The 16,723-nt window shown below is 42.2% G+C and carries 14 protein-coding genes; all 14 read right to left on the bottom strand.

What is annotated here, in order from left to right; genetic code table 11:
• Positions 1-10 precede the first annotated feature (10 nt).
• The 14 genes from ABD960_RS07210 to ABD960_RS07145 all read right to left on the bottom strand — a co-directional run bounded on the left by ABD960_RS07210 (position 11) and on the right by ABD960_RS07145 (position 16,722).
• Positions 11-1,051 carry a hypothetical protein gene (locus ABD960_RS07210; protein ID WP_345330300.1) on the bottom strand — a complete coding sequence of 347 codons (1,041 nt, stop codon included), beginning with the start codon at positions 1,049-1,051 and terminating at the stop codon, positions 11-13.
• 19 nt (positions 1,052-1,070) lie between these two features.
• The gene (locus tag ABD960_RS07205; protein WP_345330298.1) at positions 1,071-3,035 is read right to left on the bottom strand and encodes a polysaccharide biosynthesis protein; all 1,965 of its coding nucleotides are present in this window, start codon (positions 3,033-3,035) and stop codon (positions 1,071-1,073) included.
• A 174-nt stretch (positions 3,036-3,209) separates the two neighbouring features.
• Positions 3,210-4,169 (bottom strand): MraY family glycosyltransferase, encoded by a 960-nt coding sequence (locus ABD960_RS07200; protein WP_345330296.1) that lies wholly within the window; start codon positions 4,167-4,169, stop codon positions 3,210-3,212.
• Positions 4,166-5,098, bottom strand: coding sequence for an NAD-dependent epimerase/dehydratase family protein (locus ABD960_RS07195; RefSeq protein ID WP_345330294.1), 933 nt, complete (start codon positions 5,096-5,098; stop codon positions 4,166-4,168). Before ABD960_RS07195 ends, ABD960_RS07200 begins: the two co-directional genes overlap by 4 nt.
• On the bottom strand, positions 5,095-5,838 hold the full coding sequence (locus ABD960_RS07190; protein ID WP_345330292.1) for a glycosyltransferase family 2 protein: 744 nt from the start codon (positions 5,836-5,838) through the stop codon (positions 5,095-5,097). Before ABD960_RS07190 ends, ABD960_RS07195 begins: the two co-directional genes overlap by 4 nt.
• Before the next feature lie 58 nt (positions 5,839-5,896).
• On the bottom strand, positions 5,897-7,012 hold the full coding sequence (locus tag ABD960_RS07185; protein WP_345330290.1) for a right-handed parallel beta-helix repeat-containing protein: 1,116 nt from the start codon (positions 7,010-7,012) through the stop codon (positions 5,897-5,899).
• Positions 7,002-7,523 (bottom strand): acyltransferase, encoded by a 522-nt coding sequence (locus ABD960_RS07180; protein WP_345330287.1) that lies wholly within the window; start codon positions 7,521-7,523, stop codon positions 7,002-7,004. Before ABD960_RS07180 ends, ABD960_RS07185 begins: the two co-directional genes overlap by 11 nt.
• Positions 7,520-8,662: a glycosyltransferase gene (locus ABD960_RS07175; RefSeq protein ID WP_345330285.1), complete on the bottom strand. Its 1,143-nt coding sequence runs from the start codon at positions 8,660-8,662 to the stop codon at positions 7,520-7,522. The genes ABD960_RS07180 and ABD960_RS07175 overlap by 4 nt, the downstream gene beginning before the upstream one ends.
• Positions 8,652-10,088 carry a hypothetical protein gene (locus ABD960_RS07170; RefSeq protein ID WP_345330283.1) on the bottom strand — a complete coding sequence of 479 codons (1,437 nt, stop codon included), beginning with the start codon at positions 10,086-10,088 and terminating at the stop codon, positions 8,652-8,654. The genes ABD960_RS07175 and ABD960_RS07170 overlap by 11 nt, the downstream gene beginning before the upstream one ends.
• A 28-nt stretch (positions 10,089-10,116) precedes the next feature.
• Positions 10,117-10,692 (bottom strand): acyltransferase, encoded by a 576-nt coding sequence (locus tag ABD960_RS07165; protein WP_345330281.1) that lies wholly within the window; start codon positions 10,690-10,692, stop codon positions 10,117-10,119.
• Entirely contained in the window at positions 10,686-11,954 is a 1,269-nt protein-coding gene (locus ABD960_RS07160; RefSeq protein WP_345330279.1) for a lipopolysaccharide biosynthesis protein, read from the bottom strand. The genes ABD960_RS07165 and ABD960_RS07160 overlap by 7 nt, the downstream gene beginning before the upstream one ends.
• Positions 11,955-11,965: 11 nt before the next feature.
• Positions 11,966-12,967: an SDR family oxidoreductase gene (locus ABD960_RS07155; protein ID WP_345330277.1), complete on the bottom strand. Its 1,002-nt coding sequence runs from the start codon at positions 12,965-12,967 to the stop codon at positions 11,966-11,968.
• 4 nt (positions 12,968-12,971) lie between these two features.
• Positions 12,972-14,273 (bottom strand): nucleotide sugar dehydrogenase, encoded by a 1,302-nt coding sequence (locus ABD960_RS07150; RefSeq protein ID WP_345330275.1) that lies wholly within the window; start codon positions 14,271-14,273, stop codon positions 12,972-12,974.
• Between the two features lie 88 nt (positions 14,274-14,361).
• Positions 14,362-16,722: a GumC family protein gene (locus ABD960_RS07145; protein WP_345330273.1), complete on the bottom strand. Its 2,361-nt coding sequence runs from the start codon at positions 16,720-16,722 to the stop codon at positions 14,362-14,364.
• Position 16,723 lies beyond the last annotated feature (1 nt).

The raw sequence follows: 16,723 nt of genomic DNA, 5'->3' as shown, positions 1-16,723 counted from the left end.
TAGTATAGTATTACTGACTGCTTAAGGTATATACCGGTATAGCAACGGTTAACCCCAACAAACCCTTATCTGAGAAATTTGTACGATTGGGATTCAATTTTCCGCCCACGTCAGTCACTTCATAATTTAAGCTTAGGTTTGCCAGTGTGCGCCGCTCATTGTTTTTTGTCATCCGTACAGGTACGTTAATACCAAAACCCAGGTCGGTTGACTTTAAGGCTTCAGTAAGACGTGTTTTACCATAAAAATTAAGCCCGAACGCAAGTCCGTTGCCGTTATTGATTAAAAGGGTAAGATTGTAGTTCAGGTTAGCTGAGTTAGCCACAACAAAGTCGCCTTTTTTTGCCGAGGTTTCTTCGCTGGTCACTTCAAGTTCCTGGGTACTCGCATCATTGCTTATCTTGTTATATGATTTTAACCTTACTGTTGGCAACGCCATATAATTATTATCATTTTGCCTGTACTCAAACCCCGCATTGCCTGACAGGTTAAGCCATGATAACGAATTTTTAAAAGGTGACAGGTAAAAGCCTAAATTCACTTGTCCGAATATATTATGGTAGTTCCTGCGCGATATCTCACGTTCGATATCGGTTGAATTATCGTCGCGATAAAGCAGGTAGCTTGAAAAGTTATATCCGCCACGCACGTTTAACCATGTCCAAGCCCTTTGTTGCTGTTCAGTTTTTGTTGAAGCTAAGGATATGCTATTATCGCGTGATAAAAAAAGTGTATATGACAGGGCTCCAACAGCATCTGTTGCCCACTTACCGCGCTCAAAAAGCGGCACAAAATCGTTATTTGATGAAACTCCAGCATCAACAAAAAACGCCGAGATCGCATCACGATATAAGGGTAATACGCCTTTTATGGTTGGCCTTTTTGAAAAATCAACCAGCAGGCCCGCCTGGGGCGCGGTGCTTTTGAGTGAGAAAACGTTCGCCGTGAGCTTCTCAAAATCGGCATTTTTTGATAATGAATCAACCTGCTGTGCATTTGTGGCAACTGATGACAATAAAACGCCTGTCAGGATAAAATAAAAAAGTTTCATTGAGTATTTTGTCTAAGAGTTAGTTGAAATTAATATCTGCCTTATCATCAAGTTTTTGGTAAGCAGAGTTGTTACTTAAATATTCAGGAACGATGGCTTTCATCTTTTTAACTATAGCCATATCATCCTCTTTTTGCGCCAGGCTTATCAGTTCCTCTACATCATCCACCACATCCTTATAATCATACATGCGCACGCGGGCTATCTTTATTTTTTCGTGATGCGTGGGTTGGGTCATTTCTTCCTTGTTCAACAGTTCCTCATAGAGCTTTTCTCCCGGCCTTAGGCCTGTATAGTTTATCTGGATATCGGTACCGGGTGTAAAGCCTGCCAGTTTTATCATTTTATTTGCCATATCGGCAATGCGCACCGGTTCGCCCATATCAAAAACGAAAATTTCACCTCCCTTATCAGTTGCCCCGGCCTCAAGCACCAGCTGCACCGCTTCGGGTATAGTCATAAAATAGCGGGTTATGTCCGGATGGGTAACCGTAACCGGCCCCCCTTTTTTTATTTGCGCCTTAAAAAGCGGAATTACCGAGCCATTTGATCCGAGAACATTACCAAAGCGGGTAGTTATAAACCGTGTGTTTGCCGTAGATGTAGCGTTTGAACGGTAATCATCAACCAGCGAAAGGTGCTCATAACTATGCGTTATAGCATCGTTAAGCGATTGTATGTATATTTCGGCTATGCGTTTTGAAGCACCCATAATATTGGTTGGGTTAACCGCCTTATCAGTCGAAATCATTACAAACTTATCCGCATCAAAATATACAGCTAGATCAGCTATGTTTTTGGTGCCGACAATGTTAGTAATAACAGCTTCTGCAGCGTTACCTTCCATCATAGGCACGTGCTTGTAAGCCGCGGCATGGAAAATAATTTCGGGGCGCACTTCTTTAAACACCGTCCGCATGCGTTTAAAATTTCGCACGTCTGCAATAAAAAAATGCATCACTGCTTGCGGATGCTTTGCCATGAGTTCTATCTGCACTTCGTGCAACGGAGATTCGGCCTGATCACATAAGGCAACCATTGCCGGTTCGTAACCCAGTACCTGCCGTACAATTTCAGATCCGATTGAGCCCGCGGCGCCCGTAATAAGCACGCGTTTACCCCTAAGTTCCGCACTGATCTTTGTGGTGTCTATCACTATTGGTTCGCGCGACAGCAAATCTTCTATCTTGAGATCCTTTATTTGCCTGGTAAAACCTTCGGTTTCAAGCCATTCGTCAGACGGCGGGACTTTAGATAGCTTTACGCCTGCCTGCAGGCAGGTATCAATAAGCAGCTGGCGGGTATTGTCATCCAATTTTGAATCGGCAATTATTACCTTTTTGATATTATATCTTTTTTGTACTTCACCAAGTACTGATAGCGGATATACCCTGCGCTGCTCTATATATTTATTAATTTTATGGCTGTTTACATCAATAAATCCGGCAACATAAAAATTACCCGAACGCGCGCCTTCAAGTGCCTGCTTTAACAGGATGGACTGGTGATTGGTGCCATATATAAGTACCGATTTTTTATTGGCCGATGAATTAAATTTGATATAAAAGTACACACTGCGTACGGCGCTGCGTAAAAGCACCATGGCTGAACTTTGTACCGAAAAAGTGAATAGCAGTAGTATAGCTACATCAGCCGGATTGATGTGTTTAGCAAAAAAACAAAGGCATATAACGCCAAACAATATATTACATATAAATACCGCTGTGAATATGCGCATCATATCCTGCGAGTTAGTAAACCGGATGAGACCGGTATGTATTTGCATGGCTAAATGCAGTGCCATTGCCGCGGCTACATAAAGGCTGAAAAACAACCAAAAATGCGATGTAAATAAATGATTATAATTAGCCGGATGCTTTGTAAGTAAATAAGCCGCAGAAAATGAACCGGCAGCTATAAGCAGGTCAATAAAAAGTATTATCCAGCGAGGTACTGTTTTCGCTTTTTTTAAAAGACCTAACATCTCATTTTAATTAGGGAATGTGACAACAGATTATTGAAATCTATGCCAAGTTAGTTCCGTAATAATAAGAGATAATTAACTGGCTATTAATAATAATACATAATAATAAGGCTGTAGTTTATAAATAATATTCAGTATAAACTCTATTAAATGCGTATGTTAATTTAATGTATTTCATGATTGTGATACTGTAGATAACGTACGGTAGCGGCGTTCAAAATGAATATAAACAGCTGCGCAAATACTTAAAAGCAACAGTGCATAAATACCCATTGAAAAATTGGTTAGCAATAAAAAGCCGTTAATAGTTAATTGCGCAAGCGTGTAGCATATTGCTACCACGCGGTGCGGGTATCCGGCGTGGTTAACCAAAAGCTGGTATAAATGCAGCCGGTGGGGCTGCGCAAGGTTTTGCTTTAACTTTATACGCTTTATGATGGTAAACAGCACGTCGGAACCATAAATACTGAAAACGAACAGATACTTTAAATTATGCGAGTGTATGATCAGCATAACAGATAAAGCGCCCAGCCAGAAAGCTATACCAATACTGCCTACATCACCGGCAAAACATAAAGCCCTTTGCCGAAAGTTAAAAAACAAGAAGATTATACAGGCTATAAGCGGGCATACCAGCAAGGGATCATCCGCAAAGCGGATAACAAAGCTATTTATATACCAAAAGGTAAGCAAAGTAATTACGGAGTAAGTAGCAGTAATACCGTTTATTCCGTCCATAAAGTTAAATGCGTTAATTCCGCTTATCATAAAAACGCAGGCTAAGGCTACGCCCCACAACGGCCATTGTAAATGTACCTGCAACGCATAAACAGCCATTAGTACAGAAAGCAAATGAACCGCTAACCGTAAAAAAGCCGGTAGCGGCCTTACATCATCAGCAAAGCTGATTGCACTGATCAGCGTTAGGGCAATTAATAACACAAGATCAACATCCTGAAAAAGTAAACCGCAAAAAATGATTGATAATGGGAATATTATACCGCCACCCCTAACCGTTACTTCGGTATGTGAACTACGATGGTTGGGTACATCAACTATATTAAAACGCTTTGCTATTTTAAAGTAAGTAAGCAAAGCAAGCACCAGCAAAAGTGTTATGATCAGGTAATTCATTTATGCAGATTTTGTGCTGTATAATAAATACCCTCGCGCGCGTTAACCGGCATATTATGGATACCCGCCGCCTGTTTAAATTTATGGTTGCTTACTACGTAGCTGCCGGTAAGCTTTTGCAGGTTTTCTGTATTAAACGGCAGGCGCAGCTTATCACCCGCTTTTGCTAAGGTTTTGATAAAAGATTTGGGTAAATTCCATTTAACCGGATTAATGTGGCTTGCCTTGCCCAAGATGTCAATAATATCGTTAGTGGAGAGCGGCTCATCGTCGGCAATATTATATACGCCACCTGGGATATTGGTGGTTATTAGTAAAGTTTTTATAGCGAACAGCAGGTTGCTTACTGATAAGAGTGAGCGTTTATTATCAAAAGCGGTTAACGGGTAAGGCATCCGTTTTTTTACAATCGAATACAAGCGGTTCAGGTTTCCCTTGTTGCCGGGGCCATGTATCATGCAGGGCCTTAAAATAAACACACGCTTTTCGGCCGGTAATTGCTGGTTCATTAGGTATTCCTCAGCAAGCAACTTTGACTGGCCATAAGCCGTTGCAGGTGCAGGCGTTGCATTCTCATATAACACACCGGCAACGCTGTCGGCTACCGCTTTAACGCTGCTCAGGTATATAAAATCAGTTGCATTAGATTTTAAAAAGTATTTAAATACATTGATGGTTAATTGCGTATTTATCTCAAAGTAAGCATTCGGGTCAACCGTTTGCTTCAAATCATGCGCCTTGCCGGCCAGGTGAATTAGGGCGTTATAGTTTTTTACCTGCGGCAATTGTTCATAGGTATATTGCGTAATGGCCAGTCCGCTTTGTAATTCCCGGCCGACACCCATAACATTGAAACCTTCCTGTTTTAAATAAGGTACCAGGTTTTTACCTACAAACCCGGTGTAACCGGTAACTATTACACTACTCATCTCGCGTATTTTTTCAGGCCGTTAATAACATAATTTACCATCAGGTAAGCAGAATAAATAAAATTGAGCTTTTCTACATCGCGGTATACCTTCCATACGTAAAGCATAGCTTTATACTTATTGCGCGAAACTGAATTTTTGCGGATGCGGTAAATAGCCAGCGGCTGCTGTATGCCATAAGCGTTTTCATGTTTTTTTAATATAGACAGCCATAAACCATAGTCCTGCCGCTTGGGTATGTCGGGCATGTAATATTTACCCGTTACGCTGATATTGATCACCGCCGTCAGGCATGATATAGGGCAGGTTTTAAGCAGGCTATGGTAGCTTACTTTATTGGGCACTATAAAATCATCATACAGCGGATTAAGCCCTTCATCAAGCCTTTTATATGATGAGAATACAAACGCATGGTTGTGCATTAACATAAAATTTAACGACACCGCTAAAAATTCAGGCAGCCAAAGGTCATCACCATCTAAAAAAGCCAGGTATGTGCCTGCAGCTATATTGATGCCGCGGTTGCGTGAGCGCGCCGGGCCCATATTTTGGGTGTTTTGCAACAGTTTTACACGGCTATCAGCCATGGCCACGGCGGTAATTACGGCCACAGTATCGTCTGTTGAACAATCATCAATAATTATCATTTCCCAATCCGTATAGGTTTGGGCTTGTACCGATTTGATGGTTTGCTCAATATATGGCGCACAATTGTAGGCCGCAGTAATTATTGATACCATCAGGCCAATACTTTAAAGCAAGTAAAACTCAACATAAACTTCTCTGATATTTAGTTTGTCAGTCAAAATCAATATCCGGCTGTGATTTTAATAATAACCTGACCTTATCATTATCAACCGTTTTTACATTTTTAAATTTGACCTTTGTACCGTAACTGCGTACCGGCAGGCGTATTGGCCCTTCTGTATTGTTTAGCCATTGCGAGTTAGCCACCTCAATTTTTCCGGTTAATACAGCGTTACCGGGCTTGCCAATAACGGCCATGCCATGCCCCGAGTATTCATCGGTATGATGATTGATATTGATTGCTGTTTGCCCCTGCTTACGCCCGGCAAGCTTTTGCAACGATATCACGATACCATATTTAGGGTTATTCCAGGTAATTACGTTACTGATGCTTATACTGTCGATTACATCGTCCTGAAAATTCGGTTCAACATCAATGCCGCTCATGGGCATTTGTCCTTTGGCGTTAGCTACAACGCCATCATTAATCAATACATTTTTGGCCGATGTGATAGAGATACCATTGCGCCTGTTGTTATCAATTGTGGCGTTAATAATGTATATACTTCGCGATGGTTGCTTAGCCATTTGGCCTACATATAGCCCATCGCCCCAGCATTTAGATATTTTTGGGCCTATAATCCTGACGTTTTCAGACGCACGTATGGCTATGCCCATACCCCATTGCCCGCTGTTGCCTAAGTGCTGTTCCTTATCACCATAAATAACCGGATTATACACCGTAACGTTATGTACCTTATGTATGCGTAGTATTTCATAAGCAGGCAAAGCGCTTGGCTTTAGGTAAAGGGATGAATGGCTGTTAAAAATAAGCACCTGCCCGTTGTTGATGGTAAGCCCGCTATCATTTACCATTACCGGGAAATCAGGCATCATTACTATTGAATGCGCATTGAGTGCAGCCTGTATACTTGTGGTGTAATCCACACTGCCATCTTTTACAAAATCTGAAGGCAGCATGTTAGTAACGTCAAAAGCCTGCTTTTTTGCCAATTCCAACTCAACTAAAATAGTTGCCGGTAATTTGCCGGGTAAGTATTTAGCAGGTATATTTCGGTAGGAATATTGGGTTTGCGACCGGCTGTGACATGCGAATGCCAGCACGGCGAAAATTACAAGTAAATATTTACTGATGTTATTCGGCATGATCTCTCAACTTTTTAATACATACGGCCGGTACGCCCGCATAGAGGCTATCGGTTTGGGTAAAAACCTTTGTAAGCACCGCGCCCGCCGCCAACACAGAGCGTTCGGGCAATACACTGCCTGCCGTTACCGAGCAGTTGGCGGCTATCCAAGTACCGCTTTTAATATTAACGTGCTGCGGTATATGCGCACCGTACCGGTATGATGATTTTAAAAACGTGTGATTGCCGCCTGATATGCAGGTACCCGGACCGATCAACACCTCGTCGCCGATCTCAATATCGGTACCTATAATAGTGGCGCGAGGCGCAAAGTATACGTTATGCCCAATACTTAACCCTGAAAGCGGATTAAGTATCACTGTGGACGCTACCTGGAAGTTGCGGCCGCAACGCTTCATCATCATTGAATATAAAAAACCGCGGAGGCGCATAAATACAGGAATATCGGGCAGCCATGCGGTAACTGTACGCACAAACCAGCTGTATAAAACCGAAAGCTTTCTTTTCACTGAAATATGGTTTTTATGAAATTAGCGGTAGTATAGTTTTTAGCTTTGTTAAATGCGGCAAGCCTTATCGCCATGGTTCTTTTTTTATCGCTTGCAATAGCCAGTATCTTGTCGGCAAAGTCCTGCGGATTGCCGGCTTTGGCAAATATGATATCTTGCCCATCCTTAAATACCGCAGGTAGCGAGCCGACGGGGGTTGATAGTACGTTGATCCCATTAGCCATAGCTTCCAGCACTACCCGCGGCGAACCTTCGCTGAGACTGGCGAAACAAAAAACATCATGCGTACGGTAAAAGTGGTTAAGCTGATCGCGATCATTGATATGCCCCTTAAAGTTAACGTTGTTTTTAAGCCCAAGCTCGTTTGCCAAAGCTTTTAACTCCTGCTCAAATTCGCCCGAACCGACTATGGTAAAAACTGCATGCTGATGTTTTTTTAAAATTATGGCGAATGAGCGGATAAGGGTTTCCACCCCTTTTGCCCTGCGCAGATAGCCGGCGTAAAGCAGTTTTAAATTTCCGGCATCAATCACATCGTCATCACGGAATGAAAAATCTGTATCGTTTAGTGTGGATGAAATTACGGCGGTAGCCCGGATGCCCTGTTTTTGCAGTTTTTGCTGAATATGATGCCCATTGGTAAATACCTTAGCCCTTTTGCAGGCCCTTAAGTATATATAATGCTCGGGCCTGAACAAGTTGATAAGCACTTGCTTTTTAAACCTGCTAAAGTTTGGGTTACCGAGCGTGGCATCTATAGGATCGCCTACAAAATGAACGATGATATCCTTAAAGTAATATTGAGACAGCCAGCCAAAGGGTGATGGATAGCGCACATAAACCTTATCATATTGCTTACTTAATTTAGCATAAGCGGCAATATATGCTCCCAAATTTTTGATTGCTGATAAGTAAGTAGCGGAGTAAGGCAGTTCATGCACCTTTATACCCGGCAGCCTTATCGGAGTTAAGTTACTTTCGTCTGATGTGAGTTGCAGCACCGGCGAAAGCAGACAAACCTCAGGATAATATTTTACTATTTCCGTTAAATAGATATAGTGAGTTGCACTGATGTGATAAACGTCTGCAACCTTTTCGAGCGCCCAGGCTTGTATTAACAGTTTAGTGCTATTGCCCATCTCTTACTGCTGTAGGTTTAATAATGTATTTACTGGATACCAAACTCAGCATAACGATTACCAGCAGCATACGCTTCATGAAAAAGAAAATGGTATTATCCAGATCGGCACTGAATAAAAAGATGACGAACAATATCCACAAAGGCACTATAAAGTTCCGTACATCCGCAGGGCTGAGCGAATACACCCATTTATCTAACTTCGCTATAAAAAAAGCCAGCGGCAGGTAAATCAAAAAGGCGGTATAATAGCCAAAGTTAAGGATGTACTCCCCAAGCAGGCCAAATATACGGGTGGTGTAAAAACCCATGGCCTGGCCATTATGCCCGTAAAGCAACTCAGTAGCTGCCGTTTTTTTAGTAGTAAGCTGGTCTTTATCAATTATAGCGCCCGGTAAAAAATGCATTAACCCGCCTAAATAGGTTTCACCCATTTTGGGTTCATATTTGTTATCCTGATATTTATAAATGAGATAGGGCTGTATATCACCGCGGGCAAAATCGGTAAGCAGCATTTCCATCATGTTAAAATTGTATTTATCTTCGGATGCATCAAGCGTCCCTGCGCTGTATTGTGTAACAGCCTCGGCCCCGCCCTGCTTGTAAAATTTGTATACGTACATAAAACACCCCAGGAAAAGCAGCCCGACCACCATCTCTTTAACCTGAAACCTCCTGATAAAAAAATGGATAAGCATACCGGCATGCAGCAGGGTTAAGATAGTGTTGCTGCGGCTGCCTCTTAAGCCACCAAAAAACATGCACGTAATAAATAATATCAGCAGAAATGAAAAAATAATAACCGGCCTGCGCCACACCTCATTACGTACTGCTTTGATGTAAAATAAAAACATAAGCGCAATGGGGAAAAACTCTGAAATGATGAACAGCAGACCGAAACCGGCAAACCCCTCGCCATCACCCCTTGACTCATAGGTTTCAATAAAGCCCGTTATACCGCCAAGCCGCGAATAGATAAATAACTGGAAAATAAAACTTATGCCTGCTATAACATATACGTAGTTTAACTTAATGCTTTGTAAAAGCAAATAAACCCGGTTATACGGTTTGGAGGTTTGATAAAACAATTGATAACATAAGGTGAAAAGCCCCAGGCCAAGCGCGTTTAAAACACCAATTATCAATACATACGGCTCCCAGTTTTCAGGCAATACCAGCGAATTATTGAATATGAGCCAAAAGTTTATCGCAAAATGTGTAAGCGGTGCCAGGTAACAGCCAAAAAACAACGTACAATAAAAGTAAAATACCAGCGGCAGCCGTAATCCGTTTAAACGGCATATGTAAAAGATGCGTATTATTTGATATAATGATAGTATACCACAGGCTGAAACTGGTAAAATATACCAGCCAACAGGTATATTGAATACCAGGAAAAACAGCATGTTGATAGCAAGTATCAACACAGTTGTTATGATTAATTTATTTACTAAACTATTCATACGCCGACACTTGTTGTTCTACCCCAGCGTGTTGAGGATAAACCTGCTTGTAATATTTAATCGGGTTGCCCACGTATATACCATTTGCGGCAAGGCTTTTGGTTACCACTCCACCTGCACCTATTATCACATTATCGTTAACGGTAACGCCACCTAAAACACGCACGCCGCAACCCAGCCACACGTTCGAGTTAATTTTGAGTGGCCTCTTTTGTACGGGGTTCAACCTTATGGCGAGGTCATGATTATCCCAGGTGTGGCTGCTGCTTAATAATGAGCAATGATGGGCTATTGAAACATCACTGCCTATGATGATACCGCCATAACCTTCAATGTAACAACTGTCGTGTATACTAACATTTGAACCGATAACTATACTGTTCCAATTCTTAAACGTTACGTTGGTGCCGACAATGATTTTGGTGCCTGCCGACGCGCACAAACTTTTAACGATACAATACCTGATACCGATAAATATTTTTTGTGAAAACGGCCGTATGGCATCGTAAATAAACACCAGCAAACCCCGCGGCAAAACTGAGCATATGGCAATTGCAAACTTCAGCATACCTCTAACCTGGTTGTTAATTGGTTATGTATCGCTTTTTGCCGGGACTTTAGCCTGAAAAGCATAGTGCTTATCAGCATAATACACAATAGTATATTCATCAGCAGGTAAACCATGCCCGCGCCGTTTAATCCATAATATGGAATAATTAACCACCCAAGCACAAGGCTTAGTATAGTTAGTATGCTGTAAACAGGCAGTTGTATACTAAACATCTTCATGGCATTAATGCCGTTGTTTAATACAAATGCTATGAATGAAAATATGGAGCCGCAAAATATCAGGCTCAGCAACATATTGTTGCCGATGAAATCGCGATTGAATAATATGGGAAACAGCCAGTTTGCTATAGGTAACAGGGAAAACTGTAACAGGCCGAGCACCGTCACCATCAGACCTTCTTTTTTTAGTATTGACAAAAATCCGCTTAGGTTATCTTCATCATAATGCCGGGCAAGCCGGGGCAGGCTGTTTTGTACGACGGATTGCACAAAGATGCGGCTGAATATCACCAGCGCTGAGTAGCCGGAATACAAGCCCAACTCAAAACTATTGCGAAATTTTTCGAGAATAAAACGCGGTATGTTGGGCAAGAGGTACAAAAGCAATAATGACAGGCCTGTGAGTATACCCGTGCCTGCCAGCTTTTTAAGCATGGGTTTATTTATATCAAAGCTGATACTGATACCTAAATTACCAAGCAGCCTGAAATCAATCAGCATGGTAATTAAGTAGGCGATGGGTAACGAAATAAGACCTACCTGAAACGACGGTAATGCACGGAACAACAGCAGATTGAGTGCAATAGCAAGTACAGCGCGCAGCAGTAGCATTTTACCATATACCTCATTTTTGCTTCGCTTGTGAAATTCGGCATGTATCATGTCGCTTATCATTTCAAACACCTTAAACAAACCGCCGAATACAAAAACCAGCAGTATATGCTTATAAAACAAAACGCCTATTAAACATACAGTGATAAAGAATAAAACCGCACCCAATAAGCGCAGCTGAAAGAAAAGATTAAACCCATAACTGTTTGCCTGGTCGGCCACATGAATATTTCTGATTTGCAAGGAGAAGAAGGCGTATAAAGGCAGTATCCAGGCCAATGCCAGCGAGTAGGAGCCCATTTGCGCTGTGCCGTATAATTTTGAAATAAGCATTAGCACCACCCACTGGCTTGCCGCACTGGCCAGGTTACCTAAAAATGCCCAGTAGTAGTTTTTTGAAATACCTTTTTGAAATACCTTTTTTAACATAAGGTTAAGGGTTAAACCGGGTGATGAACGTCATACTGCATCTTATACCATTGGTATGTAATATTCAACCCTTGCTGTACAGGCACCTCCGGAATGTAGCCCAAAATATCTGCCGCTTTTTGTATAGATGCCAGGCTATGCCTAACATCCCCGCTCCGCTCATCACCGTAAACAGCTGTGGTGTTTATCCCGGCACAATCGGTTATATATCGCCATAGTTCATTTAAGGTGGTACGGCTGCCGCAGGCTATGTTAAATACCTCGTGTCCACTTATTTCATCTTTAAAAAGGGCTTTTATGTTGGCTTGTATTACATTATCAACAAAGGTAAAATCGCGGCTTGTTAAGCCATCGCCGTTTATCTTAGGCGATTGGTTAGTTAACGCGGCTTTCATAAAAAGCGGTATTACAGCCGCGTATGGCCCGGCAGGGTTTTGCCCCGGCCCAAAAACGTTAAAGTACCTAAGGCCAATAGTATTAAACCCATAAACTTTTGCAAACACACCGGCATACAACTCATTTACATACTTGGTTACCGCATAGGGTGAAAGCGGCTTCCCGATATGCTCTTCTACTTTTGGTAACTCCTTACTGTCGCCATAAGTGCTTGAGCTTGCGGCATACACCATGCGCTTTACGCCTGCTTCTTTAGCCGCTGTAAGTATGTTTAAAAAACCGGTAATGTTTACATCGTTTGTTGTTGCCGGATCGGTAATGGAACGGGGGACTGAACCTAACGCGGCCTCGTGCAATACATAGTCAATTCCTTGCATTGCTCGCTCGCAGGTATCAGCATCTCTGATGTCGCCTTTCAGCAACTCAAATGAAGCATTTTGTACAAACGGCGCTACATTGGCTTTTGAACCGGTTGAAAAGTTATCCAGTACGCGTACTTTGCCTGCCCCGTGAGCCAGCAGGTAAGCTGCCAGGTGGCTACCAATAAACCCCGCGCCCCCTGTTACTAAAAACGAGCAGTTGCTTATTGAACCGGTGTGATATTTTTTCAGTTGCATAGCGTTACAATCTTGCATCGGCCAATTCTTTAGGCAATACTGATTTTACATCATATATCACTTTATGGCCATAACATAACCTTTCAATATCTATAGCTTTGAATTCATCGTGCGCAACTGCAAGTATCACCACATCAAAAATGGTGGTATCGTCCAGCTCATTTACGCATTCAAGCCCAAATTCATGTTTAACTTCCTGGCAATTAGCCAGCGGATCGTAAATGGTGATGTTGCCGTCAAATTCCTGCAGGGTATGTACAATATCAACAACCCTGGTGTTACGCACATCAGGGCAATTTTCCTTAAAAGTTATACCCATTATTAAAATGTTGGCGTTTTTCACGGGTATGTCCTTTTTAACCATCAGCTTAATCACCTCATGAGCTATATATTCCCCCATGCCATCATTAAGCTTACGGCCTGCCAGTATTATTTCGGGATGATACCCTACCTCCTGTGCCTTTTGCGACAGGTAATACGGATCTACCCCGATACAATGCCCGCCAACCAGCCCCGGACTGAATTTCAGGAAGTTCCATTTGGTTGAAGCCGCGTCAAGTACATCGCGTGTATCGATACCTATTTTGCAGAATATCTTTGCCAGCTCGTTTACAAAAGCAATGTTTATGTCGCGCTGGGCATTCTCAATAACCTTTGCAGCCTCAGCAACTTTTATAGATGCCGCCTTGTAAGTGCCCGCGGTGATGATAGACCGGTACAATGTATCTATCACTTCAGCAGCTTCGGGCGTAGAGCCCGATGTTACCTTTCTAATGCGGGTAACTGTATGCTCTTTGTCGCCGGGGTTGATCCGTTCCGGCGAATAGCCAACAAAAAAATCGGTATTAAAGGTCATGCCCGATATCCTTTCGAGAACCGGCACGCATTCATCTTCGGTAACGCCGGGGTATACGGTTGATTCGTAAATAACTATATTACCCGGCTTTAATGCATTGGCCACTACTTTGCTCGCTTTATATAGCGGTGTAAGGTCCGGCCGGTTATGTTTATCCACGGGGGTGGGTACGGTTACGATATATACATCGGCATCATTTAAATCAGCCGGATTACCGCTTATTGACAGACCGTTTTTTTCACTATTTGCTTCCAATACAGCCGTTAAATCAGCGTTAGAAACTTCGCGGGTTTTATCAAAGCCCGAACGCAGATCACGTACACGATCGGCATTGATATCAAAGCCTGTAACCTTATATTTCCTGGCAAATTCAACAGCAAGCGGTAAGCCAACGTAACCTAAACCAATTACGGCGATACGCGGATCAATAGTATTAATTGTGAGGGACATGGGTGATAGTGATAATAGTTATCGTAAGTAAAGTAATGCAACCAATGTTGTATATATGTGAAAAACAGTTTAACTTTTAACGCATGTATCAAAGCCGCGCAACTAATCTTTTCCACCATGATGCCGGCTGCTTATCATCTATGGTATAGCCATAGCTGTACCGGTAACCATAATCGCCATAACCCTGCATATTCTCTTTACGCCCGTCATTCAAAACCAGCATCATATTCCGCAATTCTTTCCTCGTGCGTATCTCCTGGATTATTTTTACCTGCTCCTTAAGCGTATAGTTGTAACGTATCAGATAAAGTGTCCGGTCTGCAAACATCGACAGATTGTAAGCGTCCGCAATCAATCCTACCGGGGGTGAATCAATAATAACATGATCGAACTGTCGCTTAAGTTGTTCAAACAGCGTAACCATTTTATCGCTCAATATCAGTTCCGAGGGATTTGGTGGTACATCGCCACATCCAATTACATAGAGGTTACTTATTTCGGGTACCTGAATAATTAAATCATCAAGCTGATATTTATCTGACACCAGGTAATTAGTTATCCCCAACTTTGCCGATAGGCCCATGTCATTGATAAGCTTGGGTTTACGCAAATCAAACTCCATTAGCAAAACCTTTTTACCGGCAAGGGCAAGCGTAGCGCCCATGTTTATGCTAAAAAATGTTTTGCCTTCGCCACTCATGGTTGAAGTTACCAGCAATACCTTATTTTGATCTTCTGTAGCCGATAGCTGGAGTTTGCTTCGCAGCAGCCTGAACATTTCTGAAAATACTGTACGGCTGTTCTTCTCTACCAAAACCTTGTTATGCGATAGTATGTGGATGATCTCGCCAAGCACAGGCACCTCAGCATCTTTAATATCATCAATAGTGGTAACCTTATCATTTAACACGTTACGTATGGCCATTACAATAACCGGCAGTACCAAACCGGCTATTAATGCCAACAACAAAATAAGCGAACGTTGCGGCTTAACCGGCAGATCATCCACATCGGCCCGGTCAATAATGGTAAAGTTTGACACTGCCGCCGCTTTTGACAATGTGGCTTCTTCGCGTTTTTGAAGCAGGTACTGGTAAAGATTTTCCTTTATATTTTGCTGCCTTTTTATTTCAAGCAGTTCGCGCTCAATTGATGGTACATTTTTTTTAAGCGACTCGAATTTTACATTCTTTGTAGCCAAGGCATTACGGGAAATAATCAGGCCCCTTTTGATGTTTTTAATATTCTCAAGTATGTTGCCCCGCAGTGCGTTCAACTGGTCGGTTATATTAATTACAACCGGACTCGTTTCATAATTTGAAGAAAGTATGCGCTTGCGCTGCAACTGTAATTGGTTATAACTGTCTATCAGTTGAACCAGCGTAGCATCGTGTATACTTAACGAACTGGGTACAAGGTCAAACTGCGGCCCCTGTTTGGCAATGTAATTTTGTACAGACTGCAGTATGCTGATCTGTATTTCATAATCGCTCAGCTTTTTTTCATAGTCGCCGGTGTTTTGCAGGTACTGCTGCGATTCTGAACTAATATCCGTTACATCGTTCTTCTTTTTATAATTCTCTACATCTTTTTCAACCCCTGAGAGCTCTCTAACCAGGTATATCAGCCGGCCATCAATAAAGCTGATTGTTTTTGCGGCAATTTCATTCTTGTTTTCAATACCCTCGATGTTATATAGCTGTACCAGTTTATTAAGCACATCAATCCCTTTTTGGGGCACCGATGTATTAAGGCTCAGTTTAAGTACATTGCCGTTTTTATTAACAGGAGTTATGGTAAGTTCACGCAAATAATCAGCAACCAGCTTCTTACTGTTATTTAACTGCACTATAACGCTTTCATTTAAAGTGGGTATTGCTTTACCTGACGGAATTGCCGTAAACACGCCATAGTTGTTACTGATTTCGCGGCCGAACGGGTATGTTTTTTTTGTGCTTCCATCATCCCAGGTGTACCGTGTAGCCGAAACCGGGGTTATGATTACACTTTTACCGCCAGATAGTGAATCGAGCTTTTTTACAATGAGCCGCACCGGTAATGAACGGCCATATACTTCCGTTTTTTTGATCTTGCCTTCTTTATAGTAAGTTGCGGTTAAATTAAGTTCACGCAGTACGCGCAGCATAAGTGTTTTGCCCTTAAGTACCTCTATCTCATCATCAATATTTTTACCGCCATTAAAAATCTCGAGATCACTGAACATATCACCAACCTGCGACATATCGGCTCCCTTATCATTGCTTTTTAAAAGGATGGTGCTATTAACCCGGTACTGAGTTGTTGCATACCGCAGGTAAAAAAATGCCAGTATAACACACAACATTACGGATAGTATAAACCATCCCCCGTTGCGACGGTATTTTATAAAAACATCCTTTAGTTTAACCGGCTGTAGTGGTTGAAGCTGAAATGGATTAGGTTGCGACATG

Source organism: Mucilaginibacter defluvii, assembly GCF_039543225.1.
In the GTDB taxonomy this organism is placed as follows: Bacteria; Bacteroidota; Bacteroidia; order Sphingobacteriales; family Sphingobacteriaceae; genus Mucilaginibacter; species Mucilaginibacter defluvii.
The sequence above is the reverse complement of the archived record's forward strand: the minus strand, read 5'-3'. Positions and strand labels throughout refer to the sequence as shown.

Coding starts and splice junctions, on each gene's coding strand:
- ABD960_RS07150 (WP_345330275.1), bottom strand. CDS start 14,273: ATGTCCCTCACAATTAATACTATTGATCCGCGTATCGCCGTAATTGGT.
- ABD960_RS07175 (WP_345330285.1), bottom strand. CDS start 8,662: ATGGGCAATAGCACTAAACTGTTAATACAAGCCTGGGCGCTCGAAAAG.
- ABD960_RS07145 (WP_345330273.1), bottom strand. CDS start 16,722: ATGTCGCAACCTAATCCATTTCAGCTTCAACCACTACAGCCGGTTAAA.
- ABD960_RS07155 (WP_345330277.1), bottom strand. CDS start 12,967: ATGCAACTGAAAAAATATCACACCGGTTCAATAAGCAACTGCTCGTTT.
- ABD960_RS07210 (WP_345330300.1), bottom strand. CDS start 1,051: ATGAAACTTTTTTATTTTATCCTGACAGGCGTTTTATTGTCATCAGTT.
- ABD960_RS07205 (WP_345330298.1), bottom strand. CDS start 3,035: ATGTTAGGTCTTTTAAAAAAAGCGAAAACAGTACCTCGCTGGATAATA.
- ABD960_RS07195 (WP_345330294.1), bottom strand. CDS start 5,098: ATGAGTAGTGTAATAGTTACCGGTTACACCGGGTTTGTAGGTAAAAAC.
- ABD960_RS07185 (WP_345330290.1), bottom strand. CDS start 7,012: ATGCCGAATAACATCAGTAAATATTTACTTGTAATTTTCGCCGTGCTG.
- ABD960_RS07200 (WP_345330296.1), bottom strand. CDS start 4,169: ATGAATTACCTGATCATAACACTTTTGCTGGTGCTTGCTTTGCTTACT.
- ABD960_RS07160 (WP_345330279.1), bottom strand. CDS start 11,954: ATGTTAAAAAAGGTATTTCAAAAAGGTATTTCAAAAAACTACTACTGG.
- ABD960_RS07165 (WP_345330281.1), bottom strand. CDS start 10,692: ATGCTGAAGTTTGCAATTGCCATATGCTCAGTTTTGCCGCGGGGTTTG.
- ABD960_RS07190 (WP_345330292.1), bottom strand. CDS start 5,838: ATGGTATCAATAATTACTGCGGCCTACAATTGTGCGCCATATATTGAG.